Source organism: Weissella oryzae SG25 (assembly GCF_000691805.2).
GTDB lineage: Bacteria > Bacillota > Bacilli > Lactobacillales > Lactobacillaceae > Weissella > Weissella oryzae.
In genome coordinates this window covers 26,283-47,661 of record NZ_DF820490.1, presented here as the reverse complement: position 1 = coordinate 47,661, position 21,379 = coordinate 26,283, and the positions used below count along the sequence as shown (strand labels likewise).

Annotated in this window: 22 protein-coding genes; all 22 read right to left on the bottom strand. The window is 38.5% G+C overall.

Features of this window, described 5'->3' with window-relative positions; translation table 11 throughout:
- Positions 1 to 19: 19 nt before the first annotated feature.
- Positions 20 to 1,393 (bottom strand): sensor histidine kinase, encoded by a 1,374-nt coding sequence (locus TT13_RS05795; RefSeq protein ID WP_027699112.1) that lies wholly within the window; start codon positions 1,391 to 1,393, stop codon positions 20 to 22.
- Between the two features lies 1 nt (position 1,394).
- Positions 1,395 to 2,120: a response regulator transcription factor gene (locus TT13_RS05790; protein WP_027699111.1), complete on the bottom strand. Its 726-nt coding sequence runs from the start codon at positions 2,118 to 2,120 to the stop codon at positions 1,395 to 1,397.
- A 136-nt stretch (positions 2,121 to 2,256) separates the two neighbouring features.
- Positions 2,257 to 3,393, bottom strand: coding sequence for an RNA polymerase sigma factor RpoD (rpoD, locus tag TT13_RS05785; protein WP_027699110.1), 1,137 nt, complete (start codon positions 3,391 to 3,393; stop codon positions 2,257 to 2,259).
- A 14-nt stretch (positions 3,394 to 3,407) separates the two neighbouring features.
- Positions 3,408 to 5,291 (bottom strand): DNA primase, encoded by a 1,884-nt coding sequence (gene dnaG / locus TT13_RS05780; RefSeq protein WP_027699109.1) that lies wholly within the window; start codon positions 5,289 to 5,291, stop codon positions 3,408 to 3,410.
- A gap of 377 nt (positions 5,292 to 5,668) precedes the next feature.
- Complete coding sequence (locus TT13_RS05775; protein WP_027699108.1) at positions 5,669 to 6,712, bottom strand: IS30 family transposase; 1,044 nt, start codon at positions 6,710 to 6,712, stop codon at positions 5,669 to 5,671.
- A 112-nt stretch (positions 6,713 to 6,824) separates the two neighbouring features.
- The gene (locus TT13_RS05770) at positions 6,825 to 7,112 is read right to left on the bottom strand and encodes a hypothetical protein (RefSeq protein WP_027699107.1); all 288 of its coding nucleotides are present in this window, start codon (positions 7,110 to 7,112) and stop codon (positions 6,825 to 6,827) included.
- A gap of 275 nt (positions 7,113 to 7,387) precedes the next feature.
- The gene (locus tag TT13_RS05765) at positions 7,388 to 7,603 is read right to left on the bottom strand and encodes a hypothetical protein (RefSeq protein WP_190279631.1); all 216 of its coding nucleotides are present in this window, start codon (positions 7,601 to 7,603) and stop codon (positions 7,388 to 7,390) included.
- 92 nt (positions 7,604 to 7,695) lie between these two features.
- Positions 7,696 to 9,534, bottom strand: a complete 1,839-nt coding sequence (locus TT13_RS05760) for an isopeptide-forming domain-containing fimbrial protein (protein WP_027699105.1) — start codon at positions 9,532 to 9,534, stop codon at positions 7,696 to 7,698.
- Between the two features lie 18 nt (positions 9,535 to 9,552).
- Positions 9,553 to 10,434, bottom strand: coding sequence for a sortase domain-containing protein (locus tag TT13_RS05755; RefSeq protein ID WP_027699104.1), 882 nt, complete (start codon positions 10,432 to 10,434; stop codon positions 9,553 to 9,555).
- 7 nt (positions 10,435 to 10,441) lie between these two features.
- Positions 10,442 to 12,766: a hypothetical protein gene (locus TT13_RS05750; RefSeq protein ID WP_027699103.1), complete on the bottom strand. Its 2,325-nt coding sequence runs from the start codon at positions 12,764 to 12,766 to the stop codon at positions 10,442 to 10,444.
- 38 nt (positions 12,767 to 12,804) lie between these two features.
- On the bottom strand, positions 12,805 to 13,173 hold the full coding sequence (locus TT13_RS05745; RefSeq protein ID WP_027699102.1) for a hypothetical protein: 369 nt from the start codon (positions 13,171 to 13,173) through the stop codon (positions 12,805 to 12,807).
- Positions 13,174 to 13,372: 199 nt separating this feature from the next.
- Complete coding sequence (locus TT13_RS05740; RefSeq protein WP_027699101.1) at positions 13,373 to 13,789, bottom strand: hypothetical protein; 417 nt, start codon at positions 13,787 to 13,789, stop codon at positions 13,373 to 13,375.
- Positions 13,789 to 14,241, bottom strand: coding sequence for a hypothetical protein (locus tag TT13_RS05735; RefSeq protein ID WP_027699100.1), 453 nt, complete (start codon positions 14,239 to 14,241; stop codon positions 13,789 to 13,791). Before TT13_RS05735 ends, TT13_RS05740 begins: the two co-directional genes overlap by 1 nt.
- Before the next feature lie 95 nt (positions 14,242 to 14,336).
- Complete coding sequence (locus TT13_RS05730; protein WP_027699099.1) at positions 14,337 to 14,663, bottom strand: hypothetical protein; 327 nt, start codon at positions 14,661 to 14,663, stop codon at positions 14,337 to 14,339.
- A complete protein-coding gene (locus TT13_RS05725) occupies positions 14,656 to 15,255 on the bottom strand; it encodes a hypothetical protein (protein ID WP_027699098.1) in 600 nt (199 codons plus the stop codon). Before TT13_RS05725 ends, TT13_RS05730 begins: the two co-directional genes overlap by 8 nt.
- Positions 15,239 to 15,784 (bottom strand): hypothetical protein, encoded by a 546-nt coding sequence (locus TT13_RS05720; protein ID WP_027699097.1) that lies wholly within the window; start codon positions 15,782 to 15,784, stop codon positions 15,239 to 15,241. The genes TT13_RS05725 and TT13_RS05720 overlap by 17 nt, the downstream gene beginning before the upstream one ends.
- A 9-nt stretch (positions 15,785 to 15,793) precedes the next feature.
- On the bottom strand, positions 15,794 to 16,198 hold the full coding sequence (locus TT13_RS05715; RefSeq protein ID WP_027699096.1) for a thioredoxin family protein: 405 nt from the start codon (positions 16,196 to 16,198) through the stop codon (positions 15,794 to 15,796).
- A gap of 1 nt (position 16,199) precedes the next feature.
- Complete coding sequence (locus TT13_RS11530) at positions 16,200 to 17,498, bottom strand: phage tail tip lysozyme (RefSeq protein WP_082816187.1); 1,299 nt, start codon at positions 17,496 to 17,498, stop codon at positions 16,200 to 16,202.
- A 12-nt stretch (positions 17,499 to 17,510) separates the two neighbouring features.
- The gene (locus TT13_RS05705; protein ID WP_027699095.1) at positions 17,511 to 17,753 is read right to left on the bottom strand and encodes a hypothetical protein; all 243 of its coding nucleotides are present in this window, start codon (positions 17,751 to 17,753) and stop codon (positions 17,511 to 17,513) included.
- Entirely contained in the window at positions 17,753 to 19,702 is a 1,950-nt protein-coding gene (locus tag TT13_RS05700) for a hypothetical protein (protein ID WP_045476783.1), read from the bottom strand. Before TT13_RS05700 ends, TT13_RS05705 begins: the two co-directional genes overlap by 1 nt.
- 11 nt (positions 19,703 to 19,713) lie before the next feature.
- Positions 19,714 to 20,355 carry a hypothetical protein gene (locus tag TT13_RS05695; RefSeq protein ID WP_027699093.1) on the bottom strand — a complete coding sequence of 214 codons (642 nt, stop codon included), beginning with the start codon at positions 20,353 to 20,355 and terminating at the stop codon, positions 19,714 to 19,716.
- Between the two features lie 2 nt (positions 20,356 to 20,357).
- On the bottom strand, positions 20,358 to 20,690 hold the full coding sequence (locus TT13_RS05690; protein ID WP_027699092.1) for a hypothetical protein: 333 nt from the start codon (positions 20,688 to 20,690) through the stop codon (positions 20,358 to 20,360).
- Between the last annotated feature and the right edge of the window lie 689 nt (positions 20,691 to 21,379).

Genomic DNA, 21,379 nt, shown 5'->3' with positions numbered 1-21,379 from the left:
TTTCCTATCCGTATTAAAACTATTTATTTAAAGGTAACACAACCGTCATGGTTGTACCAACGCCGACTTGAGAATCAACAGCTACCGTGCCGTCCGCCTGATCAACAATATTTTGTACAATTGATAGTCCTAAACCGGTACCGGCAATCTTCTTTTGGCGTGATTTATCAACTCGATAAAAGCGCTCAAATATCCGTTCTTGTTCTTCACTTGAAATGCCAAGGCCAGTGTCCTTAACTTGAATCGTCAAAGTCATATTTGATACTCGAGCAAATATATCAATTTTACCATTGATTCGGTTGTATTTAATGGCATTTGTGATTAAATTATTTAAAATTTGATAAATTGGCTCAAGTGCATATTTAATATTCACATATTGATTAATGTGATTTTCAATCTGTAGATTTGCTTCAGTAATTTGTTTAGTTTGACTACGTAAAATTTCTTGACTGATTTCAGCTAGATTAATCGTTTCATATTGATACTGCTGTAAATTATTTTTAGCCAAAGTCAAAATATCCTCGGTTAGAGCCAACAAACGTTTGGTTTCATCCTGAATAATCATTAAAAATTCTTGGCGAACCTCAGAATCATTTGCAGCACCTGCCAATAAGGTTTCAACAAAACCTGAAATTGCAGTTAATGGCGTCCGTAACTCGTGCGAGGCATTTGCCACGAAATCATTTTGACCATTTTGTAACCGCGTTAAATCAGTTATGTCATACAACAATACCAGCAAAGCAAAATGACTAGCGCGTGTTCGATAGTACACTGCAGTTACATCCAAAACTTTTGTTTGTCCATTAAATTGCAGGTTAATTTGTTCGCGTTCAGAGCCGTGATTAGCCAAACCATGCTCAATCATGCTTAACAATTGATGTTGTTGTAAAACATCATCGTAAGCCTGATCAACCTTATTCAAATCTAAAGCTAAAATATTACTAGCTTGTTGATTCATCAAACTCAAACGTCGATCTGATTCGATTTGTAGAACCCCGATTGGTAGATTAGTCATCAAAGTCTGCAAAATTGCATCTTGTTGTTGTAGCTGTTTTAAGTGTTGCGTATTGACTGCCTGGACTGCATTAATTGATTGAGCTAAAGCATAATAATCATCACCTGGCTTTAACAAAATTAAACCATCATTTAGTTTAGCATCCTGTAAGAGCGCTAGTTTATCCATAATTAACGCAAGCTGACTAATCCGTCGTTTTTCACGATAAGTCATTACAGCTGCTCCTACAGTCGCAAAAAGTAAAACAATTAAGGTTATTTCTGACCAATTAATACTTTTTACAGCTGGACTACTGTTGGCTAATAATTCTAGTAGTAAAAAAGTTGCTAGCAAAAAAGATACAAAAATTTGACTAAAGCGTTTAATAAAGGTCCGCATCTTATTCATCCACCTTAGTATTGAAGCGATAGCCAAAACCGCGAACTGTCTGGAGCATCATCGGATGTTTAGGATCTAGTTCTAATTTTTCACGTAAATGCGAAATGTGCATATCAACCATTCGGGTATCAGGACCTGTTTCCTTGAAGTCCCAAACGCCATCTAAAATGTTTTCACGAGCCAAAACTCGATCAGCACGTTCAATCAAATAAACTAATAGCTCATACTCTTTAGGCGTTAATTTAACTAAAGCACCATCCCGTTGAACAGCCAACTTATCATAATCAATCGTAATATGACCAATCTGTTTTATGTGCTTCATTTGTGGATTACTTTGATTGCTATTCTTGACCGGCTCAAGTTCAAAGCGGCGTAGCACCGCCCGAATTCGGGCAATCACTTCCCGTGGGCTGAAAGGTTTTGTGATATAGTCATCGGCCCCAATTTCTAAACCTAAAATTTTATCAATTTCTTCATCTAAAGCGGTAACCAAAATAATCGGAATATGGTTTCCCCGACCACGCAATTCCTTGGTCAGTTCAATACCTGATTTACCTGGTAACATTACATCCAAAAGAACAATATCAATATCTGACACATTTTCAATTAATTGTTCCGCATCAATTCCATTAATAGCAGTAAGCACATCAAATTCATTTTTCTGCAAATTATAAGACATTAATGTTACTAGAGCTGGTTCGTCGTCAACAATTAAAACCTTTGTCATTTCATTTCCTCGCAGTGGATTTCTCTTAACATTTTACCATGTTAACTTTTAAAATTAAAAGTTACCCGCCAAGATATCTATGGTCATAATAAAAGAACCAGTAAGTTTACACCTACTGGTTCTTTTGCTATTTCGCTTAGTCTAAGAAATCACGCAATTGCTTTGAACGTGATGGGTGGCGCAACTTACGTAACGCCTTAGCCTCAATCTGACGAATCCGCTCACGGGTAACGCCAAAGACCTTACCAACTTCTTCCAAAGTACGAGTACGACCATCTTCAAGTCCAAAACGTAGTCGCAAAACATTTTCTTCACGATCAGTCAAAGTATCAAGCACGCCTTCTAGTTGTTCCTTCAACATTTGATATGCGGCTGAATCAGCTGGTGATACGGCTTCATTATCTTCAATAAAATCACCTAGGTGAGAATCATCCTCTTCACCAATTGGTGTTTCCAAAGAAACTGGCTCTTGTGCAATCTTCAAAATATCGCGAACCTTATCAGTTACGATATCCATCTCAGCGCCAATTTCTTCAGGCGTTGGTTCGCGACCAAGGTCTTGCAACAATTGCCGTTGAATACGAATCAACTTATTGATTGTTTCAACCATGTGAACTGGAATCCGGATTGTTCGCGCTTGATCAGCAATGGCACGTGTAATCGCTTGTCGAATCCACCAAGTTGCATACGTTGAGAACTTGAATCCCTTTCGGTAATCAAACTTTTCAACAGCCTTCATCAAGCCCATGTTACCCTCTTGAATCAAATCCAAGAATTGCATACCACGACCAACGTAACGCTTGGCAATTGAAACAACTAGCCGCAAATTAGCTTCTGCTAGTTCTTGTTTAGCTAATTCATCACCTTGTTCGATTCGTTCAGCAAGGGAAACTTCTTCTTCCCCAGTCAACAAAGAAACACGCCCAATTTCTTTTAAGTACATCCGCACGGGATCATTAATTTTTAGACCAGTTGGTGCATCAGCGGCTTGCTTGAGCTCTTTGTCTGAAAGCTTGGTCTTCTTATTTTCCAAAGCTCGTGCAGTTGGTTCGCCGGCTTGGTCTACAATTGAGATTCCGGCAGCTTCGATTTTTTCATATAATTCATCAATCTGATCAGCATTTAAATTCATTGGCTTTACAAGAACATCTTGTAGTGCGTCTTCCTTAACTTGCTTATCAGCTTTAAATTCTTTAATGATTTTTTTAATTGTACTATCAAAAGTCTTTTGATCAAAGGCAATTGCTTTTGCACTTACTTTTGTATTTGCCATTTCAGTCTCCCTATTTATTCGTAGCGGCTTGCTTCTTTTTCTTTCAAAGCACTCATCAATTCAGCCCCTTTTTGTCTAATACGAGCCGAATCGCCAGTTTGCTTTGCTTCTAAATATTCGCGCCGCAATGTTCTTATTTTATCAGATAACGGCATTTTATTCATTATTACTTCAATATAATCTGCCACTTTACTTCGATCCTCAAAAAGGGCGTCCTCAATACCTTCGAAACTAGCTAGGATTCTAGTCAACTCTGGTCGCTTAACAAAGTCCATAAAACTTGCTAAATCAATAACTGAACTAGGATGTTCAGCTTTATAAGCACTTGCTAACATCACCAAAGTTTCATAATTTGCATCTGAAAAATGGAAGTTTGGATTTGCAGTTACTTGTAACCATACTTCATGTTCTTTTAGCATCCAAGCCAATAAAATTGACTGAGCCATTTCGATACCGGAAATTCGCTCTTTAGGAGTTGCACTAAAACTCATTTCAGATGACGTAAAACTTTTTGAATTATTTTCTGAGTATTCAGTACTTAGGCTTTGTTTTTTTGTCCTCCCAATTGGTCGGCTAGCTGCTACTTGCATTAATAAGGGACGAACTTGCTCATTCAATGCGGTTAAACTAATACTAAATTCATCAGCCAATTGACGTAAAAAACGATCACGAACTACTGGTTCACGTTCTTTAGCAATTAATTTAACTGCATCATTAACATAATTAAGTTGTTCTTGAGAGTTAGATAAATCTCGACCATCTCGTAAATAGCGCAAACCAAAAGCAATTGGTGTTTCAATATTCTTTTGTAATAGCTGCTTAAAAGCCTCAGCGCCTTCGCTTCGAAAAAATTCATCTGGATCTTGTGTACCTGGAATATGTACAATTAATGGCTGCATTCGACCATCATTTTGTATCATATCTAATGCTCGTTTAGTTGCGGCTTGACCAGCATGGTCAGCATCGTAACTAATAAAAATCTTTTCACTTTGCCGGGCGATAATTTGAACCTGATCAAGAGTTAAACTCGTTCCCATGGAAGCCACTGCATTAGTTATTCCGGCTTGAAATGCTGCAATAACATCCATATACCCTTCTAAGAGGATAACTTCTTTATTTTGTCGGATTGCATTACGCGCCAAATCAAAGTTGAAAAGCTCACGTGATTTATTAAACAAAGGGCTTTCTGGACTATTAATATATTTTGGCTGATCGTCATTTTGTGTCAATTTACGGCCAGAATAGGCAATTGGATGTCCATTGCGATCACGAATTGTAAATAATACGCGATTACTAAAGCGATCAACTAAACTACCGTCGTCTCTTTCAACAAAAAGCTCTGATCGTCGTAATAACTGATAATCCTTGCCTTGTTCGGTAAAAAAATCTAGTAATACATTACCTTCAGGTGCGAAACCTAACATAAATGCATCAATCGTTCCATCATCCAAACCACGACCATGCAAATAATCTAAAGCAGCTTCACCTGCCGTAGTATTTACAAGCAAGTGATGATACAACTTTGTAGCCTCAGCATAAAGCTCACGAAGTTCACGAACTTCATTAGAAACTTGTTCGGCACTATCATTGTTGACCATGCTATCATCGACGTTTAGACCGGCAATTGGAGCCACCTTTGCAACAGCTTGTGGAAAGGATAAATTCTCCATCTCCATAACAAAATTAAAGACATTTCCACCACGGCCACAAGAAAAGCAATGGAAGATTTGTTTTTCTTCATTGACTGTAAAAGAACCTGTTCGCTCTTCATGCCAGGGACAAAAGCCAAACAAATTACCTCCCCGCTTTCGTAATTGAACGTATGGGGTAATTACATCAACAATATTTACCTTTTGTCGAATTTCATCAACTAATTCTGCTGGTATTCGACTAGCCATGGTCACCACCCCCAATTTAATTAGCTATATTATAATAAGCTGATTTTCAATCTTTGTCAACCCTTTGTGTTCTTCTTAAAGCTTGATTTAATAGGGGTTTATATTTTTTAAATTGGTATTATGTAAACTAAAATAATCAGGGTAAATGTCAATACCTAACGAGTACGTTAATTCAAATTCTCTGTTAATTAGTTCACTTAAAGGTTGATTTAATAGTCTTTACGGCATATTTTACAATTTGATTACAAAACTGCTTTTTCTAAACGAAATTTCCCAAGCTTTTTTATCGCGACCTAATTTTCACCGTGACACAAAAAAGCACCTCTAAATTTGCTTTTTTTAGGTGCTCAATATTCTATGTATACTTTCAATATGTTTTAGGCTAACTTGTAAGTCTGTGTAAGCCTTTTTGCTTTTTTCATCTTCAGGCGCACATCTGCTTGATGTTTTGCTTCTCGGAATAGTACTCTAGGTCGTTCCCATTTAAGCACTTCTCGTGGGAAGTTATTTAGCGTCTTAACCACCTCTTTTATCTCACTTGGTAAAATGCTGGCAAAAGATGTACCTTTCGGGAAAAAGCGCCTTATGTCACGATTAATACGCTCAATTGTCCCCTTTTCCTCTGGGCTATAAGGGTGAGCATAATACACGCTGATATGGTTTGACTCTAAATAGTACATTACACTCAAATTAGTAAACTCACTACCTCGGTCAGTAGTAATACTTCTAATTGATCCTGTATATTGCTTCTTAAACTGTTTAAGGGCTCCAACAATCTGTTCCACACTTTTATTATGGACTTTATAAACAACCGTAAACCTAGTCTTTCTTTCCGTTAAAACTAATAAAGCAGCTTTAACACCATTTCTTGAATCCACACAATCCATTTCCCAATGGCCAAATTGTCGCCGACTTGCAACATGTTTTGGACGTGTATTAATACTTCTTTTTTCGTCCGCCTTTTGTTGTTTAGCCACTGGCTTAAAACGCTTTGTCTTCTTTCTATGTTTACGTAATTTATAACCCACTAAGGCATTGAAACCTTGGTGAAGATATTTATATAAGGTTCCCGTTGATAAATTTATTTTCACGTCATGCGCAATCATAGGTATCGTATAGTTCTCCTCATACCAAAGTTTTTTAATCCGCTTTAATTGCCTACTTTTGACCTTCACGCTACCACGTTTACGTAGAACCCGTTTCTGTTCTGCGTTATAATCTGCAAATTCAGGATCATACGGGAACTTCTGCAACGATATATCGGGACGCATCCGGTTATAATGAACTTCATTAAAAATCGTCGATTTTGCTCGTCCCAGTCTCTTGGCAATTTCAGCATACGATAAAGCCGGTTTTCGATCATATCGCCAGGTCCAAATCAAATAACGTTCCCTTGTGGATAGCCGGCGGTAGCTTCTCATGGTTTTAATCCCTCCTAAAAGTAATTTTTTCACAAAACTAGACTATTTTATCAAAATTCTAATTGGTTTGGGTATTAAAAAGCCAGTTACTTAAAAGCAACTGGCATAGGATTTATCCCATAAAATAAATGATTATTCTTTTATCACCATGATCGAAAACAAAGCCGACTTTTTCTTCAGTCGCAACATTCGTTGACAGCTCGACTTCTTTATCAAACGGTAGTATTATAACTTCTCGATTTTTATCATTAGGCCATTCTATCATTAGTTTTTTAGCGCGTTGATCAGTCGTTGTAATCACAACACTCCTTACTGTTTCTTTGTTCTGTTCAACTGTATTCGAGAAATGAGTACCATCCTGAAGTTGTAAATCTTTAACTTTGACCATGTTCTTTTCCATGTCCACCCACCTAAACTCATAAGATAAATTCATTATATACTGACCTTCAGGTAATTAATATTTTGAATCTGTTACAAATTAGAACGAATGTGACAAGGTGCACATAATAAGTTAAAATAAAAAGAAAAACCCACGTGCTGTCCCTTACTTTGACGAGCTAGGAACACGTGAGTTATCTCATTCAAACGGTTTAATTATATAATAAATTAGTTTCATTTTAAACAGCTAACACGTTTCACCAGAGAGACAAAGATAATTTTTGTTCTCATACTCCTTTAATTCAAATATTGTCTATATTCTATCAAAAGACCTGCAAACATAAATGTAATTAAATACGCAAGCGCAAAAACAACAGTCAATGACCAGTTATTATATATTGCGTATGCTCCTAAGATAGTAGCCGGCGTAAATATGACACATGCTAGAGTTGCCTGGCTTTTAAACTTCTTAATCGTGGCTTCTTTCTTGATATTCATTTCCCAATACCTCATTAGCTTTAATTTGTGATCTTCGCCTTTTTAAGCCTTGCTTGGGGCATGTTATGTATGGTGACCTCTTTGGTCACCTTTTTTATTTGGCTGGCTTAGAAGCTAGCGAAAAGCTTCTGAAAGAACTTAGCAATTGGGTTTGTGGTTCCTGTTGTAGGCAAATCCTTTGCTGGTGCCGGTTGTTCGGCTGCTGGTGTTGAATTAGAAACCTCATTGGAATCAAAGGTTTTATCATTGACGGAAAGTCCATACGTATTATTGAACGTGACCCCGTCCTTATTCGCGGTACCATAGATATCAACCGTTAAGACCTTAAATGCCTTAGTTTTGTCAGCATTAATTAGCTTTAGATATTCATCAGTTGCCGTTGCAGTAAATTCGCCGTCCTTGTATTCAATCTTAAGGTAGTTTGATACGTCCTTACTGTTCTCATCAAAGGCTTTAGCAGACTTGTACTCAAAGCCGTCTGGTAGTTTGTCTTTCCAAATCAAGCTCGTAATATCTTCACGGTTTGCTGGTAGGGCAGTTTTAACCGCTAAGGGGTAACTAAGCTCGTCACCCTTCTTCACTTGCTTACCGTTAATACTTGCGTCTGTATCACCATTAACTTCGCCGGCTTCAACGTCTTTAGTAACCTCTGGCACTTCAACTAACTCGGTTGTTTGATACTCAATATCTGGCTTAGTAATTTCTGCTGGCGGATTTAACACCGTCACATCTAATTCTTGCCCAAACAATGGCGTAATCATGTGACGTTGTTTGTCACCGTAACCATTTGACTTAGTTGAGCCTGAATTATAAACGTGAATGGTATTATGCGATCCGTACTCAACCGCCATAACCGAATCCTTATTTGAATCGGTGTTATCACCACTTTGCTTACGAACTAAATCATACTTGTCAACGTTCAAACCATTGTCAACAACAGCGATACCGTTTTGTTGAGCCTTTGAAAGGTCAACGTTTTGAATGTAGCCACTCACCGGCTCATCAATATCGCTCAAAAATAGGCCGTGCCAAATCTTAAGTGGGTTGCCTTTGTCATCAATAAACTGATAAGTGATATATGCGTCATCAAGTGAATCCGCGATAATCTTACCCGAACGTCCATTATTATCCTGGTTAGGCTCATGTGGTGCTACCAAGAAGGACTGATCACTGCTCAACTTCATATTAACGTTAGTTCCGTCTTGTAATGTCCCTACGTTGGTCAGTACGACTGAACCGCCCTTATCATAAACTGACCCGTCAAACATTGAACTCGTTTTACCTTGTTCTTGGGTCATCTGTGTGTTGTCGTTCCAGCGTAAAATTGTACCCTTCTTGAGGTACTGGTGTTCAGCAACCGCTGCGGACAAATTCTTACTAGCGACAATCGTTAGCTTAGAATTACGTACGTCATCACGACTACCAGTTAGCATGTAACGCCAGTCACCATTCTTAGATACGCCGCCCTCTGTATTTAAACCTGAATCATTGGCGTTATCCTGATTAGGAATTGCGCTATTACCTTTGTCATAGGCAGCCTTATCTTTGTCATATTGGGCTTTATCAGCCTTATACTTAGCTACTTTTTCACGAATACTTTTAGCCTGGGCTGCATTATCAGCTGCAACCTTTTTCTGCGTTTCGTCAGCGTCTTTTTCCGTGACGGTTTGATACTTAGTTGCCTTTTCTGTAACTTTCAAACCAGCGTCTTGGGCCTCTTTCGCAGCGGCCTTTAAGTCATCGTTACCAACGTTGATACTGATACCGTTATCACCCTTTTTGGCGGTTGTATCAGTATCTTTATTAGTAGTGTCCTCAGCGAAGATACGGCTAGCGCTTAAACCAGTTCCAGCTAAGATTAGCGCGGTTGAAAATAAAACTACCGTTTTTTGTGACCCAACTTGCAAGGCATTAATAACTTGCATCGCTTTACTATCTTTATTCATTACTCAATCCTTACCCTCTTAAAATATTTGTGGGAACAGTGACTTTTCAAAATCACTTGCATCGTACTTGTTCACTTGCTCAATTAAATGGGCCGTCATTACAATCCGCTTTTCTGGATTATTAGTCCAAGTCCCATCTTCATTACATGTCACCAACGTTACTACTGATTGGTTTTTAGCAACGTCATCACTCGCTACGCCACCACCATTACGATAAGAAATCACCTTACGACCAGATAAGCTATCTGATTCCTTATTGAATTGGTAAACATAGATATTACGACCATCGGTTAGATAAGCTTTCGGTTGGGCGTTGACGTTAATGCCATTTTGCATTGGGGAAAACATTAACTTACCGCCACCGTAGCCGACGTTGTGAGCTGCAATTGCGTAGTTATGGTCTTTGGCACCCATAACTTGGTTTGGTTTCAGTGTGCCAGCCCCATAAGCTAGAACCTTATTACTTACCCCTTCATTAATTTGCAGGGTCTGAATTGGTGTCGAGACACCGGCTTGCCTAGGTACGCTAATATAGCCATCAAAGCTTAGCTTTTCTGGTAAACTGCGATACTTTTGCAAGGTCTGGGCGTCTGGAATATCCGCATTTTGGTCAAAAGAAATGTCTTTATTCGCAAACTTTGTAGCTGCGGTCGCAACTTTTGGCCTTTGTTTGGCATCTTTTTTTTGGTTTGCGGACACCTGTGCCTCAATTTGATGGACGTTCCAGGTTTCATACCCTTTATAGGCACCAAGCACTACAAGAAAGCCAACAAACAAAACGCCCGCAGCAATCGCTAATCTCTTGAACCAATTTTTACGTTTTTTGAGTGGATTGCGGTGCTTTTGGGGTTTCTTGTTCTTTGGTTTAGGCGTGTTATTATCTACTACATGAAATGCCATACCTTGCCTACTTTCCTACTTGAGCTTGGCCAATTGCCATCCATAAGTCAGAACTATGGTTTGGGTTAGCTGTGGCTAACTGTTTGGCACCAGTCACATTACCTGAAGCAATTAATAACTTACCAACTGCTAGTACGCGGGCGTTTGTACCAAGGTCTTTGTTATCAAAGCTTTGGTAATAGACCTTTAAGGAATTATTAGCCACGTCTTGGTCTAAAGCTGTATAACTAGTAGCATCGGTTGCATTCGAAGTTGCAGTAGTAGCCGTTGAACTCTGATTTTGAGCCTTTGCGCTGTCCTTTTTAGAACTCTGTAAGACCAATTGTTGTTCCTTCTTGGCATAGCTTTCCTTAGCGGCTTTAGCTTCAGAGGCGGCTGTGTCTGCTTTAGCTTCAACAGTCTGTACTTGATATGCCCCGAAACCAATCCCACCAAGCGCTAAGATAATACCGGCACTGGTTAACATGCCTTTAGCAAAACTACCTTTAGGCTTGTTAGCTTTTGTTGTAACTTCTTCTGGCTGTTTATTTTCTGGCCCCAACAAACGCGTCATTAAGGCTGCTTGTGTCTGCTGAGTAGTTTGACTACTTAACTCACGGGCCAGGCGTTCAGCCTCACTCCGTGAAACTGAATAACGGTTGTTCAAATCTTCAACTTGGCTGCGAAGTTCACTCAATTGAGTTTCTTTTTCATCAGCCGCTTTACTCAAAACAATATTTTTCTGCGTTAATTGATTATTCTGCTCGCGTAAGTCGACTAAACCATCATGCTCAAGCTCCATCTTTATAGTTTCACGATGTTTTGCTTCAGCTTCAGCCGCATCGAGTTTGGCTTTTTGATGAGCTTCAGTAAACTCTTTACTTTTAGCTTCAAGCTGCGCTTTTAATTGCTTGAAGGCTGAACTTAGTTGCTCGTTGGCATGCTTCAGGTAAGAAGTTGCTTGGATTGCTACTTGTTGTTCAGTCTTGCGAACCAAGTCCTCATTTAACTGTTTAATCTCAGTCTCAATATAAAGTTCCTGTTCAGCAATTAATGAAGCTGTTTCCGTCGCGATACTGTCATGTAAGGCAATTTTATTCTGCTTAATTGTGGCAGCTTTTTTAGTATTCAGATTACCTTCAAGCTCTTTTAATTGCCGTTCGTGCCGTTCATTTTCAGCTGTTACGTCTTCTTGATAGGTCTGCTCAAAAGCGTGTAACTCTTTGAGCTCCTGCTCAGAAAAATCAGCCGTTAATCTTTGGGTGACCCCTTGCTTCAGCTTGCCTTGCCAATCACCACTGATAAGCTCTGTGGCCGTCCGTTGTAACTTTACGGTTGAAACAATGCCAATTAACTTGGCTTGAATCGCATTTGTAAGTTGATCAGCTGACAACTTTAAGAACTCATTAGCTTCTTTGGCCTCTAAATCGAGCATTGCCTTGGGATAATCCTGGTTTTCCGGTGCCAAGTCCTTCTCATCGGACGTACTGCTAACTGGAAATTGTGGTGCACTGACCGTAAAGCTTTTAACCAACCGAGTCATCGTATCTTGCGCATTACTCTTAAATGATTCACCAGGCTGGTTTTCAATTGGTTTAGCCGCCTTTGGAGCTGTTTTAGTAACCACTGGCGGAGTTGTTGAATTAGAAGTCTCTCCACCTGTGCTTGGCTCGACGTTATTTGTTGCTTCAGGCTGATTAACTGGTGCTGAATTGCCACCTTGGCTTGGCAACGGAAAGTTCTGTAAAGTAACAGACGTTTCAGTAGCTTTATTTTCAGACTTTGCTTTAGTAAAAGGTACTACTGCCCTTGCGGGTAAGATAGCTAAAGTTTTATTATTCTCAAGTGCATCAACATATTCATCTTCACTTGGTAAAGCTGGAAGATCACCAGCATCAAAACCCGCTAAATCTTCAGCTGCGTCCATCAATTCTTGGAACGCAGCTTTTAAAATCACATAATTATTCTTATCCGCAAGACGTGTTTCCTCATCATTGATTGTGGCTGCAACCGTTTCAATCACAAAATTGTTTGATTGCGGTGAGATTTCGGCATTATCCCAAGTTAATCCTGTCTCACTCGGACGCTTTTCATTGGCTCCTTGGTGAAGATAGGTGACAGTACCTAAAGGTACTGTCACGCCACTTGAGATAGCAATCTTCTGTCTCAGCTTTTCAGTCAGATTCTTCAAATCTGCAAGTGATACTTTGGGCCAAGTATCCGCAATCAAACCTGTGCTCTCAACAATTTCAGTAATTATTGGATTATCAAAATCAAGGACGCCATCTTGAATTTCCGCAAAATAATACCCCAACTCATTTGTAGGGTGTCTTTTAAATGTTTTCCACTTCATAACTAACTACTCACACTCCTTCTGCGTATTGGGCTATTTTAGAAGCCCCATGACCAAGCAAAGCCGCCACCAGTACTAGTGGCTGTCTTGATAATGAAAGAAACAAGCGTACTAAAGAGAAGCACTCCAGCAATCCCACCTAACGCAACTAATAACTTTTTTTGTCCCTGTTGTGACAACCAAGAAATACCTGTGGTCATTGATAAAATAGCAACTAGACCAAACGACGAACCGACCACAATCGTGGCGATAATCAAATAAGTTATGACCGTCGAACCGAAGTCCTTGGTACTGGTTGCTAAATCAGCTGCAAAAGCTGGCGAGTTGATTGCTAGGCCAGCAACTAAACTAGACATTAACAGAGCACCTTTTTGGCGTAGACTAACGTCTTTTGAATCAACATTCATAATGTTGTTCCTCCTAAAATTTTTTATTTGCACCAACGTGCACCCATAATCTAACAGGTTTATTTATGCCAAAAAAAATTTTGCGTCAAAAAAAAAGAGCAAAGATAAATCTAAGCTCTAAAGATTGTTTATTTATTTTTGTATTTTAATTACTAACTTAATTTAAATTTACTGAAAATCCAGATAGATGGTCTTGTTCTCATTGAGATCCAACAACATATAATGCAATTAAACCAATCCCACCAACTACAATTATTGATCTTAAAATTGGATTGTTGATAAAAATTAAAATTAAAATTACGAAAATGATGTTTAATATTGTTGAAATAATGGCTAAGAGTATTTCACTGTCAGCATACCTTTCATAATTGGGTCTGTGCCAACACCAAAAAGAAATAACCACTGCCAACAATACAAGTAAAAATGCTCCTAATGCAAATAAAGCGGGTTGTCCATTATTGAACATAATTACTTTAAAAGCATCCGATGTATCAACTATATTATTCAACGTTGTGTTCATCATATTTAACTTAATAAGAAATATCACCGTAAAAATGGCAAACCCGGTTTCTACGAGGCTTTTCATCCAAATATTAATTCGCTGTTCATCAGTCATTAGTCAAAAATATCTCCTCTATCCTTCAGGATTTTTTTTATCATATCAACTCTATTTTTCAGTATATTAATATATTTTCTATAACTAATTAATCCAATAATTAAAATTATTACAAGAGTTAAGAGAAATAAACTAGTAACTAACATTGCAAATTGTATTTGATCCGGACTATATCCAGCCATCTTTTTGTTGGTATGTAAGAAAAACATGCCAACTTTGGCTACCAATCCAAATGTAGCAGCTGCACCTATCCATACTAAAACTTTTGAAAGTATCTTATAAATATCTTGATGCCATCCATATTGGATTTTAACCCTATTAAACTCATTTTCCAGACTATCAATCTTTAACTTTTCATACGTTTGCTTAGCAAGGATATATCGATCATCAGCTCGTTGTCTTGAAAAAAAATAACTCAATAATTCTAATGTTGAACGTCTATTTTCAGCCACATTCTTTCCCCCTTACTAAAATATAATTCGTTATTATGTTACCCTAAAAAATAAGAAATCTCTACTTTTATTTTTATAGATTTAGGTTACTACCATCAATTATTACAGTTATTTAATTTCGTATTCTTGTACTTATCAAAAATCATAAACAAGGCAATCACACTTGTCAGGGCCAACATACTAAGTAAAATACCCTGAAGCATGCTGGTATAAAAATGGGGTGGTATCTTGTTCGAAATATTCGTAATCCCACCATGTTTCTGAAGATTAGCATCAAGTTCTTTAGCCATACTAAGTCCGCTAAATAATAAGATGGACGCTGCTAACCCAGTGGCATAAAACCAGGCGCGAAGAATGATTACAAAAATATCTACCATTACTTTAATTCGGTTACTTGCGAAAACTTGTTTTACATTATTCATATAATTTACTGTCTGAATTTAACGACAGTTCCCCCTGTCCTTGTACCTTAGATAATTGTTTAGTTGTGCGATCATAAGTGATTAAAAATAACGCCTGGCTATTGCCCGCATTCTTATTAGCGTAGTTAGCCGAGTATGCCACGTAGACATACCCCGTCACCTCACTAGCACTAACATTAGTTGGAAAAAAATTTAATTCTTTGAATGTACTTTGTAGGTCTAATTGCTTCACTTTTTTGTATGGATCAGCTTGAAATACCTTTTCATCCTTTAAAACATCATCAGTTGCGACTGTCTTGAGCCGCTTAGTGCGTGAGTCATATTCACTTTGCGTGTTGTAAGTGTAATAACCATTAAAGAATGTGTTTAACACCTCAGTAGCACTACTGACACCAGGCTGGGTGTCTTTTTTTGCGTCCAGTATTTGATTTTCTAAAGCCTTGGTTTGTTGTTTGCTTGTACGTATTTGTGCTTCATACGTGGTCTTCTGAATAGTAAAATACAACATACTGCCAATCATGAATCCAATCGATAAGAATGCTATCATGGCTAGAACAATATTGACCCAAGGGGTCTTAGTTTGTTTTTTCATTGTTCGCTCCTTGACTGCTAAATAGCTGTAAACTGGTTACCTTGTTATTTGTAAGCCCAACGAGCACCTTATACTTGATTTCAAGCTGCCCGTTTTGTGTCACAATTAAATCGCCAAAACAGTTACTTAATTCATTATTTTCGGGGTTACTCGTAATTAGGATATTAGCCAGCTTAACATTAGCTTTCACGTCACCTTCAGCGTCTAAGACTCCCTTTAAAGCTTCAAACGACGCCTCGTTACCATAGCTTTTATAGGAAGTGCCATCTTGATCTGACTTACTTTGTATATCGCTGACCACTGCCCCAACAAAACTTTCTAAAACTTGGTACTGCTTGTTCATATTTGGCGTTTCATCAACAGGTTTTGCTTCGATCTGCTTTAAACTCACCTCAGTTTGCCGCTGCGTTTGTTCTGCATGAGCGCTATCTTTTTGCGCTTTATCAACTCTCGACATTGCCATAAAACTAATTGCCAAAGACAGAACACTAATGGCAATCAGTAAAATTGACATACTTTTTTTACCCATAATTTTTTCCTATCTTTCCGCCAAAATTGCTCTTACTAAGTGCTCATTTGTACCTGCATACCGGCTAACTTCACGGCCATCTTTCAGTTCCAAAATGGTTGGTGTTGATACCAATCGGAATTTTTTTATCAGATAGCGGTTTTGAACTTGCTTTAAATCAATCACAACGTATTTCACATGGTTGCGGTTAGCCTGCATGGTTTCCTTAACGGTCCGCTTGATCAGTTCGCAGTCTGAACACCCCGTTTTATGAAACACGATTACCACATCATCTTTTTGTTTGATTGCCGCCTTGACAACCTGTCGGCCATTGTTAGTGTCTGGATAACTAGTCACCTTAAAGAAGAAAGCGGCACAAGCTAAGCCCAAAATAATGCCGGCAATTGCCACAAATATCTTATTTTTTGCCGTCATATTACTTATCATCTTTCTGTTCTGATGCATCAAAGACCGTTGACATATCTGAATTAACAACCCCGTCTTTCGGTACTAATTGCTTGGGGAAGTTCTTTAGATAGGTTGCGGGACTCACTAAGCCCTTTGAAGCAATACCCCAGCCATTTTGGTCTTTGATATTTAGGCCAAAGTGTACGTGGATACCGGTGGCTTCACCAGTTTGACCTTCATGACTGATATGTTGACCCTTTTTAACCTGGTCACCAACCTTTACGACAATCGAGTCCAGCGACGGAGCGTGTCCATAATAGGCATAGGTGCCGTCCGTATTTTTAATTACTACATAATTACCACCAACAACGGAAGGCGTTTTAACGACCACCGTTCCGTCAGAAACAGAATAAACGTCACTTTCCTCACCATCTTCAGTGTGCTTGATGGTTTGAAAATCAACCCCATAATGTGCGGCGCCCGTTTCACCGTTATAATTTGGATAACCACCAGTAATCCGGTACTTACCCTTAACTGGTAAGCCACTAGTTGTACCACTGACTCCCGTATCACAAATTGCCATATCACTATTTGAACCAGAATTTGCGGTATTGCCGCCATTATCAATTTGGCTATCACCCGCATCAATATGTCCGTCAAAGTTCAAATTAAAAACTTTTTGAACTTCTTGCGCAGTTGCCGTGATTTTTTCAACTTTTCGTTGGGGGTCACTTTTTTGAAGGCCCTCAAAATACATATCCCAGGCATCTAATGAATCAGCTAAATTAGCATCTTTCATACTACTTAGCGCCTTTACATGCGTTGAGGTTAATTCTTTAATGGCTAGCGCAACCTGTCCTTCAACGGTGGTTTGTGTATTTCCATAACGGTTACCATTAGCCCCACCATTACCCCATTGCCAAAGCCCAATTACATGTCCAGCAGGATTTACGGCCGCTGGGTCAAAATTACTTTCTCGTAAACCAATTGCCAATGCAGCTGCAATGTTTGTTCCACTCATGTGTAATTTATTTTTGAACTCGTCAGCCGCGTATTGCATAGCTTTATGCTTATCAGAGTTGGCATTTTTCCAATCACCACCAATGGCAGCCCCGCCACCACCAGATGCCGTATTCGTATCAAAACAACTCGAAGGTGTCGCCCCAGTAACGGCCACAATCACTACAATCACAAAGAATACGCCCAAAGCAATTGGGGCTAAGGTACTAATTAAGCTAATTGCAATTTTGAATTTCTTTCCAGCTTTGACTGCCCCAATGACATTGCTACCGCCCGTACCTTTAGCCTTGTTATTTTCTTCTGCCATAACATTAACTCCTTACAAGACAAATGAAATCAATACCATAGCTAAAATGGCCACGAAGATCCATAAAAGGGTAATCCCAATCTTTTTGCCAAAATCCTTAGTCAAAGTTGACGGATTTTCTCCCTGGTCTATACGTTGTTTAAGGCGTAAATAGTCCCGTTGCGCGTCTTGCCTAATTTGACTCGGCCGATAAGGCTTAATCCGTTGGCTTTCTAATATTTTTGTTTTCAAACTTTGCTTTTCTTGCTTTGTCATTACATACCTCCTCCATACATCACAATTTCATCGTCTGTTGGGGCAATAGCCGTAAAGAATGTAGCTTGTACCCCACGAATAACCATCAAGAATTGTCCCTGGCGTAAGTTTGACAATGCGTTTAATTGACCCTGTGTAACATCAATTCGACTTGTGATACTGGCGTAACGTTGTATTTCCTCTGATGAAAGTTGACCAACTTGGTGATTTTGAAAACGATTAAAGAAATCTCGAATAGCTTTAGTTACCTCATTTTCTTGTTGGTTATTATCTGCCACGATTTCTTTTAACCCTGGAAAAATCATAAATAAACCAAAGTAATTTTTACGCATTTGGCGCATCATCTTATCCGCAAAAATCACGCCTTGTGGGATTTTTTCATTAATAATATCGTCAGCTTCATCTTGAACCCACCAAAAATACTTAGGTGCTGCAGCGCCGTCTTGAACGCTTTGTCGTGAAATCTCACCCCGCTTTTCACGTTGCAACTGGGTAAATCCATTCATTACGACATAAGCATTCATCAAAGATAATATGCTGTAATATTGAGCACTATACACATTAGCACCCCATTCAGACATGCCAGCAGTATCAAATAAAATCAAGTCTTCTTTTGATAAGTCTGGCACGTTCGTATGCCCGTTTACTTTTGAACTATACTTTCGTTTTAGCGCATTAAAAGTCGTCAGAATTGAATCTAGGCGTGTATAGTCATTGGGACTCATACTTTGAGGCTCCATACTCTTAGACCTTAAGTAACTGACAAATTCTTCTAATGTTGGGTAAGCATCATTTGCCAAACCAATCACTTTTAACTTTTCTGGGTGGTCTTCAGGTGAACTTGACCACATGCCAAGTTCTTCATAGAAATTTTGTAGCTCAGTAGAAAGTAGTCCAACTTCTGCCTCACTCGCTTCAGGGTTGATTGAGCGATAATAATTTTCAACCTTTTCCAAATGGTTTAAAAATGAGCCAATAACATCGATATTACCGTTGTCATCTAACACGGTTGCGAACACATGGAAGATATTGACCATATTTTGACTACCATCCATGGTTAAAATAAGCCCACCTAAATTCTTAATGTGATCAACATAGCGCCTTGTACGATCAAATACCCAGACTGTATCACCACGTGCAACAAGTGGGTCTAAATTTTGGTGCATCCAAGTTGTTTTACCAGTACCAGCACCACCAATTACTAGGTTATAGGCTGTATTACGGTGTTGACCGTCCGAATGACTTGGGTCAAAGGCTACTTCACCATTCTGAAAGGTCACTCCTAACCAGGTCCCCCGTGGGTCTGAAATAAACGTTTGGTTAAAAGCATACGTACCTGCTAAAGCTTTGGCATTCATTGGAAAACCACGGTCACGTAATGCTAAATTTTCAACTTTTGATGCTGGTATAAAGAATTGCCGACTATGATTTAACATTTCACCCAGATAAATCTGCGTTTTAAAGTTACTGATATTTTGTCGAAACTCTTCTTCTTTCTTATGCAACTCTTCAGGAGTTCGCGCAATCAACATAATTCTGGTGTACAAACGCTTATACACGTCTAAATTATTAGCAATCTTACGTAAGGCCTCGCGGTCTTCGCCGTATTCATCTAGGGCCACAATTTGGCGTTCTTTTGTTTGAAGCTTATCTGAAACAATACTTTCATTTGCATTTAGCGCATCTTGCAAAGCCTTTTGCACTTTGGCCCGATTTTCGGTACCAATTTTAAGCTGCGTAATGGTATTTGGAGTACCTAGCAAGGTATTGAACCACATTTGTGATTGTGCGTCCTTGGGGTAATCCCAAACGTTAATAATCGTTGCGACCCCTTCACCATATTGAATATAGTCGCTGTGATAGATGGTTGGGCTTGGGTTTTTAACCTCGTGGATTAAATCCAAGTCATAACCTTTAGCACGTAATTTAGAAGCTTCTCCATGTTTCATATTTATAACCTCTACTTATTTAACTGTTGTGTTGGATCTTGTAGCATTGCTAAAATATCTTTCTTTTGTTTTAAAGACATTTTGCCGGTCTTAACGGCTTGATTACCGAGGCGAGTAAATAATTCGCGACGTTCCCGTGTCTCTGCCATAGTTTCACCGTAAATGAACACTGTGTATGCTTGATGCACAACGACATCTTCTACTATTTCAAGTTGCCTAAGAATTTTTTGCACTCCCAGATAACGCTTTTGTAGTCGTTCACGGGCTTTATCGTTATGTACCGTTTGCAAATCCTGTAAAATTCGATCGCGTGTGTTAATCCAACTCCGTTGCTGTTTCGTGGTAGAAGCCGCCATACGCGTAATCACAATGTCAAAGTCATTGACATAGGTGTTCAATAAAGTGTGATAGTCTTGAATAATTCTGCTAGCACCATCAGTACCCTTGCCATAAACAAAGTCTAAGTCCTTACCTTCAATCGAAAGCATCTCCATATAACCTTCAGACTCACCTTCACTATTAGCTAAACGCAGTAAGTTATCTGTACCTTCAAAGCTTTGCCATGGTAACAAGGAAACTAGTGGCAATGACTGCCGAAAAGCCACAACGTCCTTCACATTCAAAGTTCGACTTTCTTTTTTCTTAAAGGCCATCTTTAATCCTCTCTTTCTAATGGCATAACTTTGACTGAGTCTCTTAACTCAGGGTTAAACATTGCTTTAGCCACCCGTACACTAATTTCAGAAAGTACGGTCGCATGTGGATTACTTGGGGCGGGGAAAATTGCATAAACGCCCGCACAAATCATTGAAATGACAAACCCCAACTGTAAGAATGAAAATTCATAAGAGAACGCGACGTTCATTACTAAATAAGTAAAGCCAAAGTGACCGCCTAAAATACCAATTCTTGCAAAACTTAAGCCTAAGAACCTGGCGGCTTTTTTCCAAATATTATTACCTGGTGAAAACGTTGTATAATCTGCCAATTTATAATCTCCTTTTTTGTCCTTGATTAACTACGCCACCATGATAATAAATAGTTCAGAGGCAAAATCATTTTTGCGTCAAAAAAAAAGACCAACTTTTTTAGTTGGACTTTCTCGTAAATAATTTGGCTGTACATAATTGAGTTTTAAAGTGCTCTCCCAAGTGTACATATAATTATTAATATACTTATGAGTATACTATTACGTATAACTATCAACATACTTATGCGTATACTATTACGTATAACTATCAACATACTTATACGTATACTGTTACGTATAAGTATCAACATACTCATACGTATACTGTTACGTATAAGTATCAACATACTCATACGTATACTATTACGTATAACCATTAACATACCTATGCGTATACCGTTACGTATAACCATTAACATACTTATGCGGATATTGTTACGTATAACTATCAACATACTCATGCGTATACTTGTTTGTTAGCTCAAGCCAATAGTTAATTTGAAGCTTGATTAATCAATCAAATCTGCTAACATAAGTTATGTAAATGTAATTTACACTACCTTTTTATTAATTATTGTGTCGAGAAAGACTTGCCGATAAAGCAGGTCCTTTTCATTTTGTAATCAATTTAATTGATTAATTAACTAGTTGTGCTACTATAATTTACGTGATTATTAAACCTTTTACTAAATCATTTTCTTTAGGTA

Bases quoted from the DNA above. Each gene is read 5' to 3' on its own strand.
- TT13_RS05745 (WP_027699102.1), bottom strand. From the start codon at position 13,173: ATGAATGTTGATTCAAAAGACGTTAGTCTACGCCAAAAAGGTGCTCTG.
- TT13_RS05705 (WP_027699095.1), bottom strand. From the start codon at position 17,753: ATGACAAAGCAAGAAAAGCAAAGTTTGAAAACAAAAATATTAGAAAGC.
- TT13_RS05770 (WP_027699107.1), bottom strand. From the start codon at position 7,112: ATGGAAAAGAACATGGTCAAAGTTAAAGATTTACAACTTCAGGATGGT.
- dnaG (WP_027699109.1), bottom strand. From the start codon at position 5,291: ATGGCTAGTCGAATACCAGCAGAATTAGTTGATGAAATTCGACAAAAG.
- TT13_RS05750 (WP_027699103.1), bottom strand. From the start codon at position 12,766: ATGAAGTGGAAAACATTTAAAAGACACCCTACAAATGAGTTGGGGTAT.
- TT13_RS11530 (WP_082816187.1), bottom strand. From the start codon at position 17,498: ATGGCAGAAGAAAATAACAAGGCTAAAGGTACGGGCGGTAGCAATGTC.
- TT13_RS05700 (WP_045476783.1), bottom strand. From the start codon at position 19,702: ATGAAACATGGAGAAGCTTCTAAATTACGTGCTAAAGGTTATGACTTG.
- TT13_RS05760 (WP_027699105.1), bottom strand. From the start codon at position 9,534: ATGAATAAAGATAGTAAAGCGATGCAAGTTATTAATGCCTTGCAAGTT.
- TT13_RS05775 (WP_027699108.1), bottom strand. From the start codon at position 6,712: ATGAGAAGCTACCGCCGGCTATCCACAAGGGAACGTTATTTGATTTGG.
- TT13_RS05795 (WP_027699112.1), bottom strand. From the start codon at position 1,393: ATGCGGACCTTTATTAAACGCTTTAGTCAAATTTTTGTATCTTTTTTG.
- TT13_RS05790 (WP_027699111.1), bottom strand. From the start codon at position 2,120: ATGACAAAGGTTTTAATTGTTGACGACGAACCAGCTCTAGTAACATTA.
- TT13_RS05715 (WP_027699096.1), bottom strand. From the start codon at position 16,198: ATGACGGCAAAAAATAAGATATTTGTGGCAATTGCCGGCATTATTTTG.
- rpoD (WP_027699110.1), bottom strand. From the start codon at position 3,393: ATGGCAAATACAAAAGTAAGTGCAAAAGCAATTGCCTTTGATCAAAAG.
- TT13_RS05695 (WP_027699093.1), bottom strand. From the start codon at position 20,355: ATGGCCTTTAAGAAAAAAGAAAGTCGAACTTTGAATGTGAAGGACGTT.
- TT13_RS05765 (WP_190279631.1), bottom strand. From the start codon at position 7,603: ATGAGGTATTGGGAAATGAATATCAAGAAAGAAGCCACGATTAAGAAG.
- TT13_RS05730 (WP_027699099.1), bottom strand. From the start codon at position 14,663: ATGAATAATGTAAAACAAGTTTTCGCAAGTAACCGAATTAAAGTAATG.
- TT13_RS05720 (WP_027699097.1), bottom strand. From the start codon at position 15,784: ATGGGTAAAAAAAGTATGTCAATTTTACTGATTGCCATTAGTGTTCTG.
- TT13_RS05740 (WP_027699101.1), bottom strand. From the start codon at position 13,789: ATGACTGATGAACAGCGAATTAATATTTGGATGAAAAGCCTCGTAGAA.
- TT13_RS05725 (WP_027699098.1), bottom strand. From the start codon at position 15,255: ATGAAAAAACAAACTAAGACCCCTTGGGTCAATATTGTTCTAGCCATG.
- TT13_RS05755 (WP_027699104.1), bottom strand. From the start codon at position 10,434: ATGGCATTTCATGTAGTAGATAATAACACGCCTAAACCAAAGAACAAG.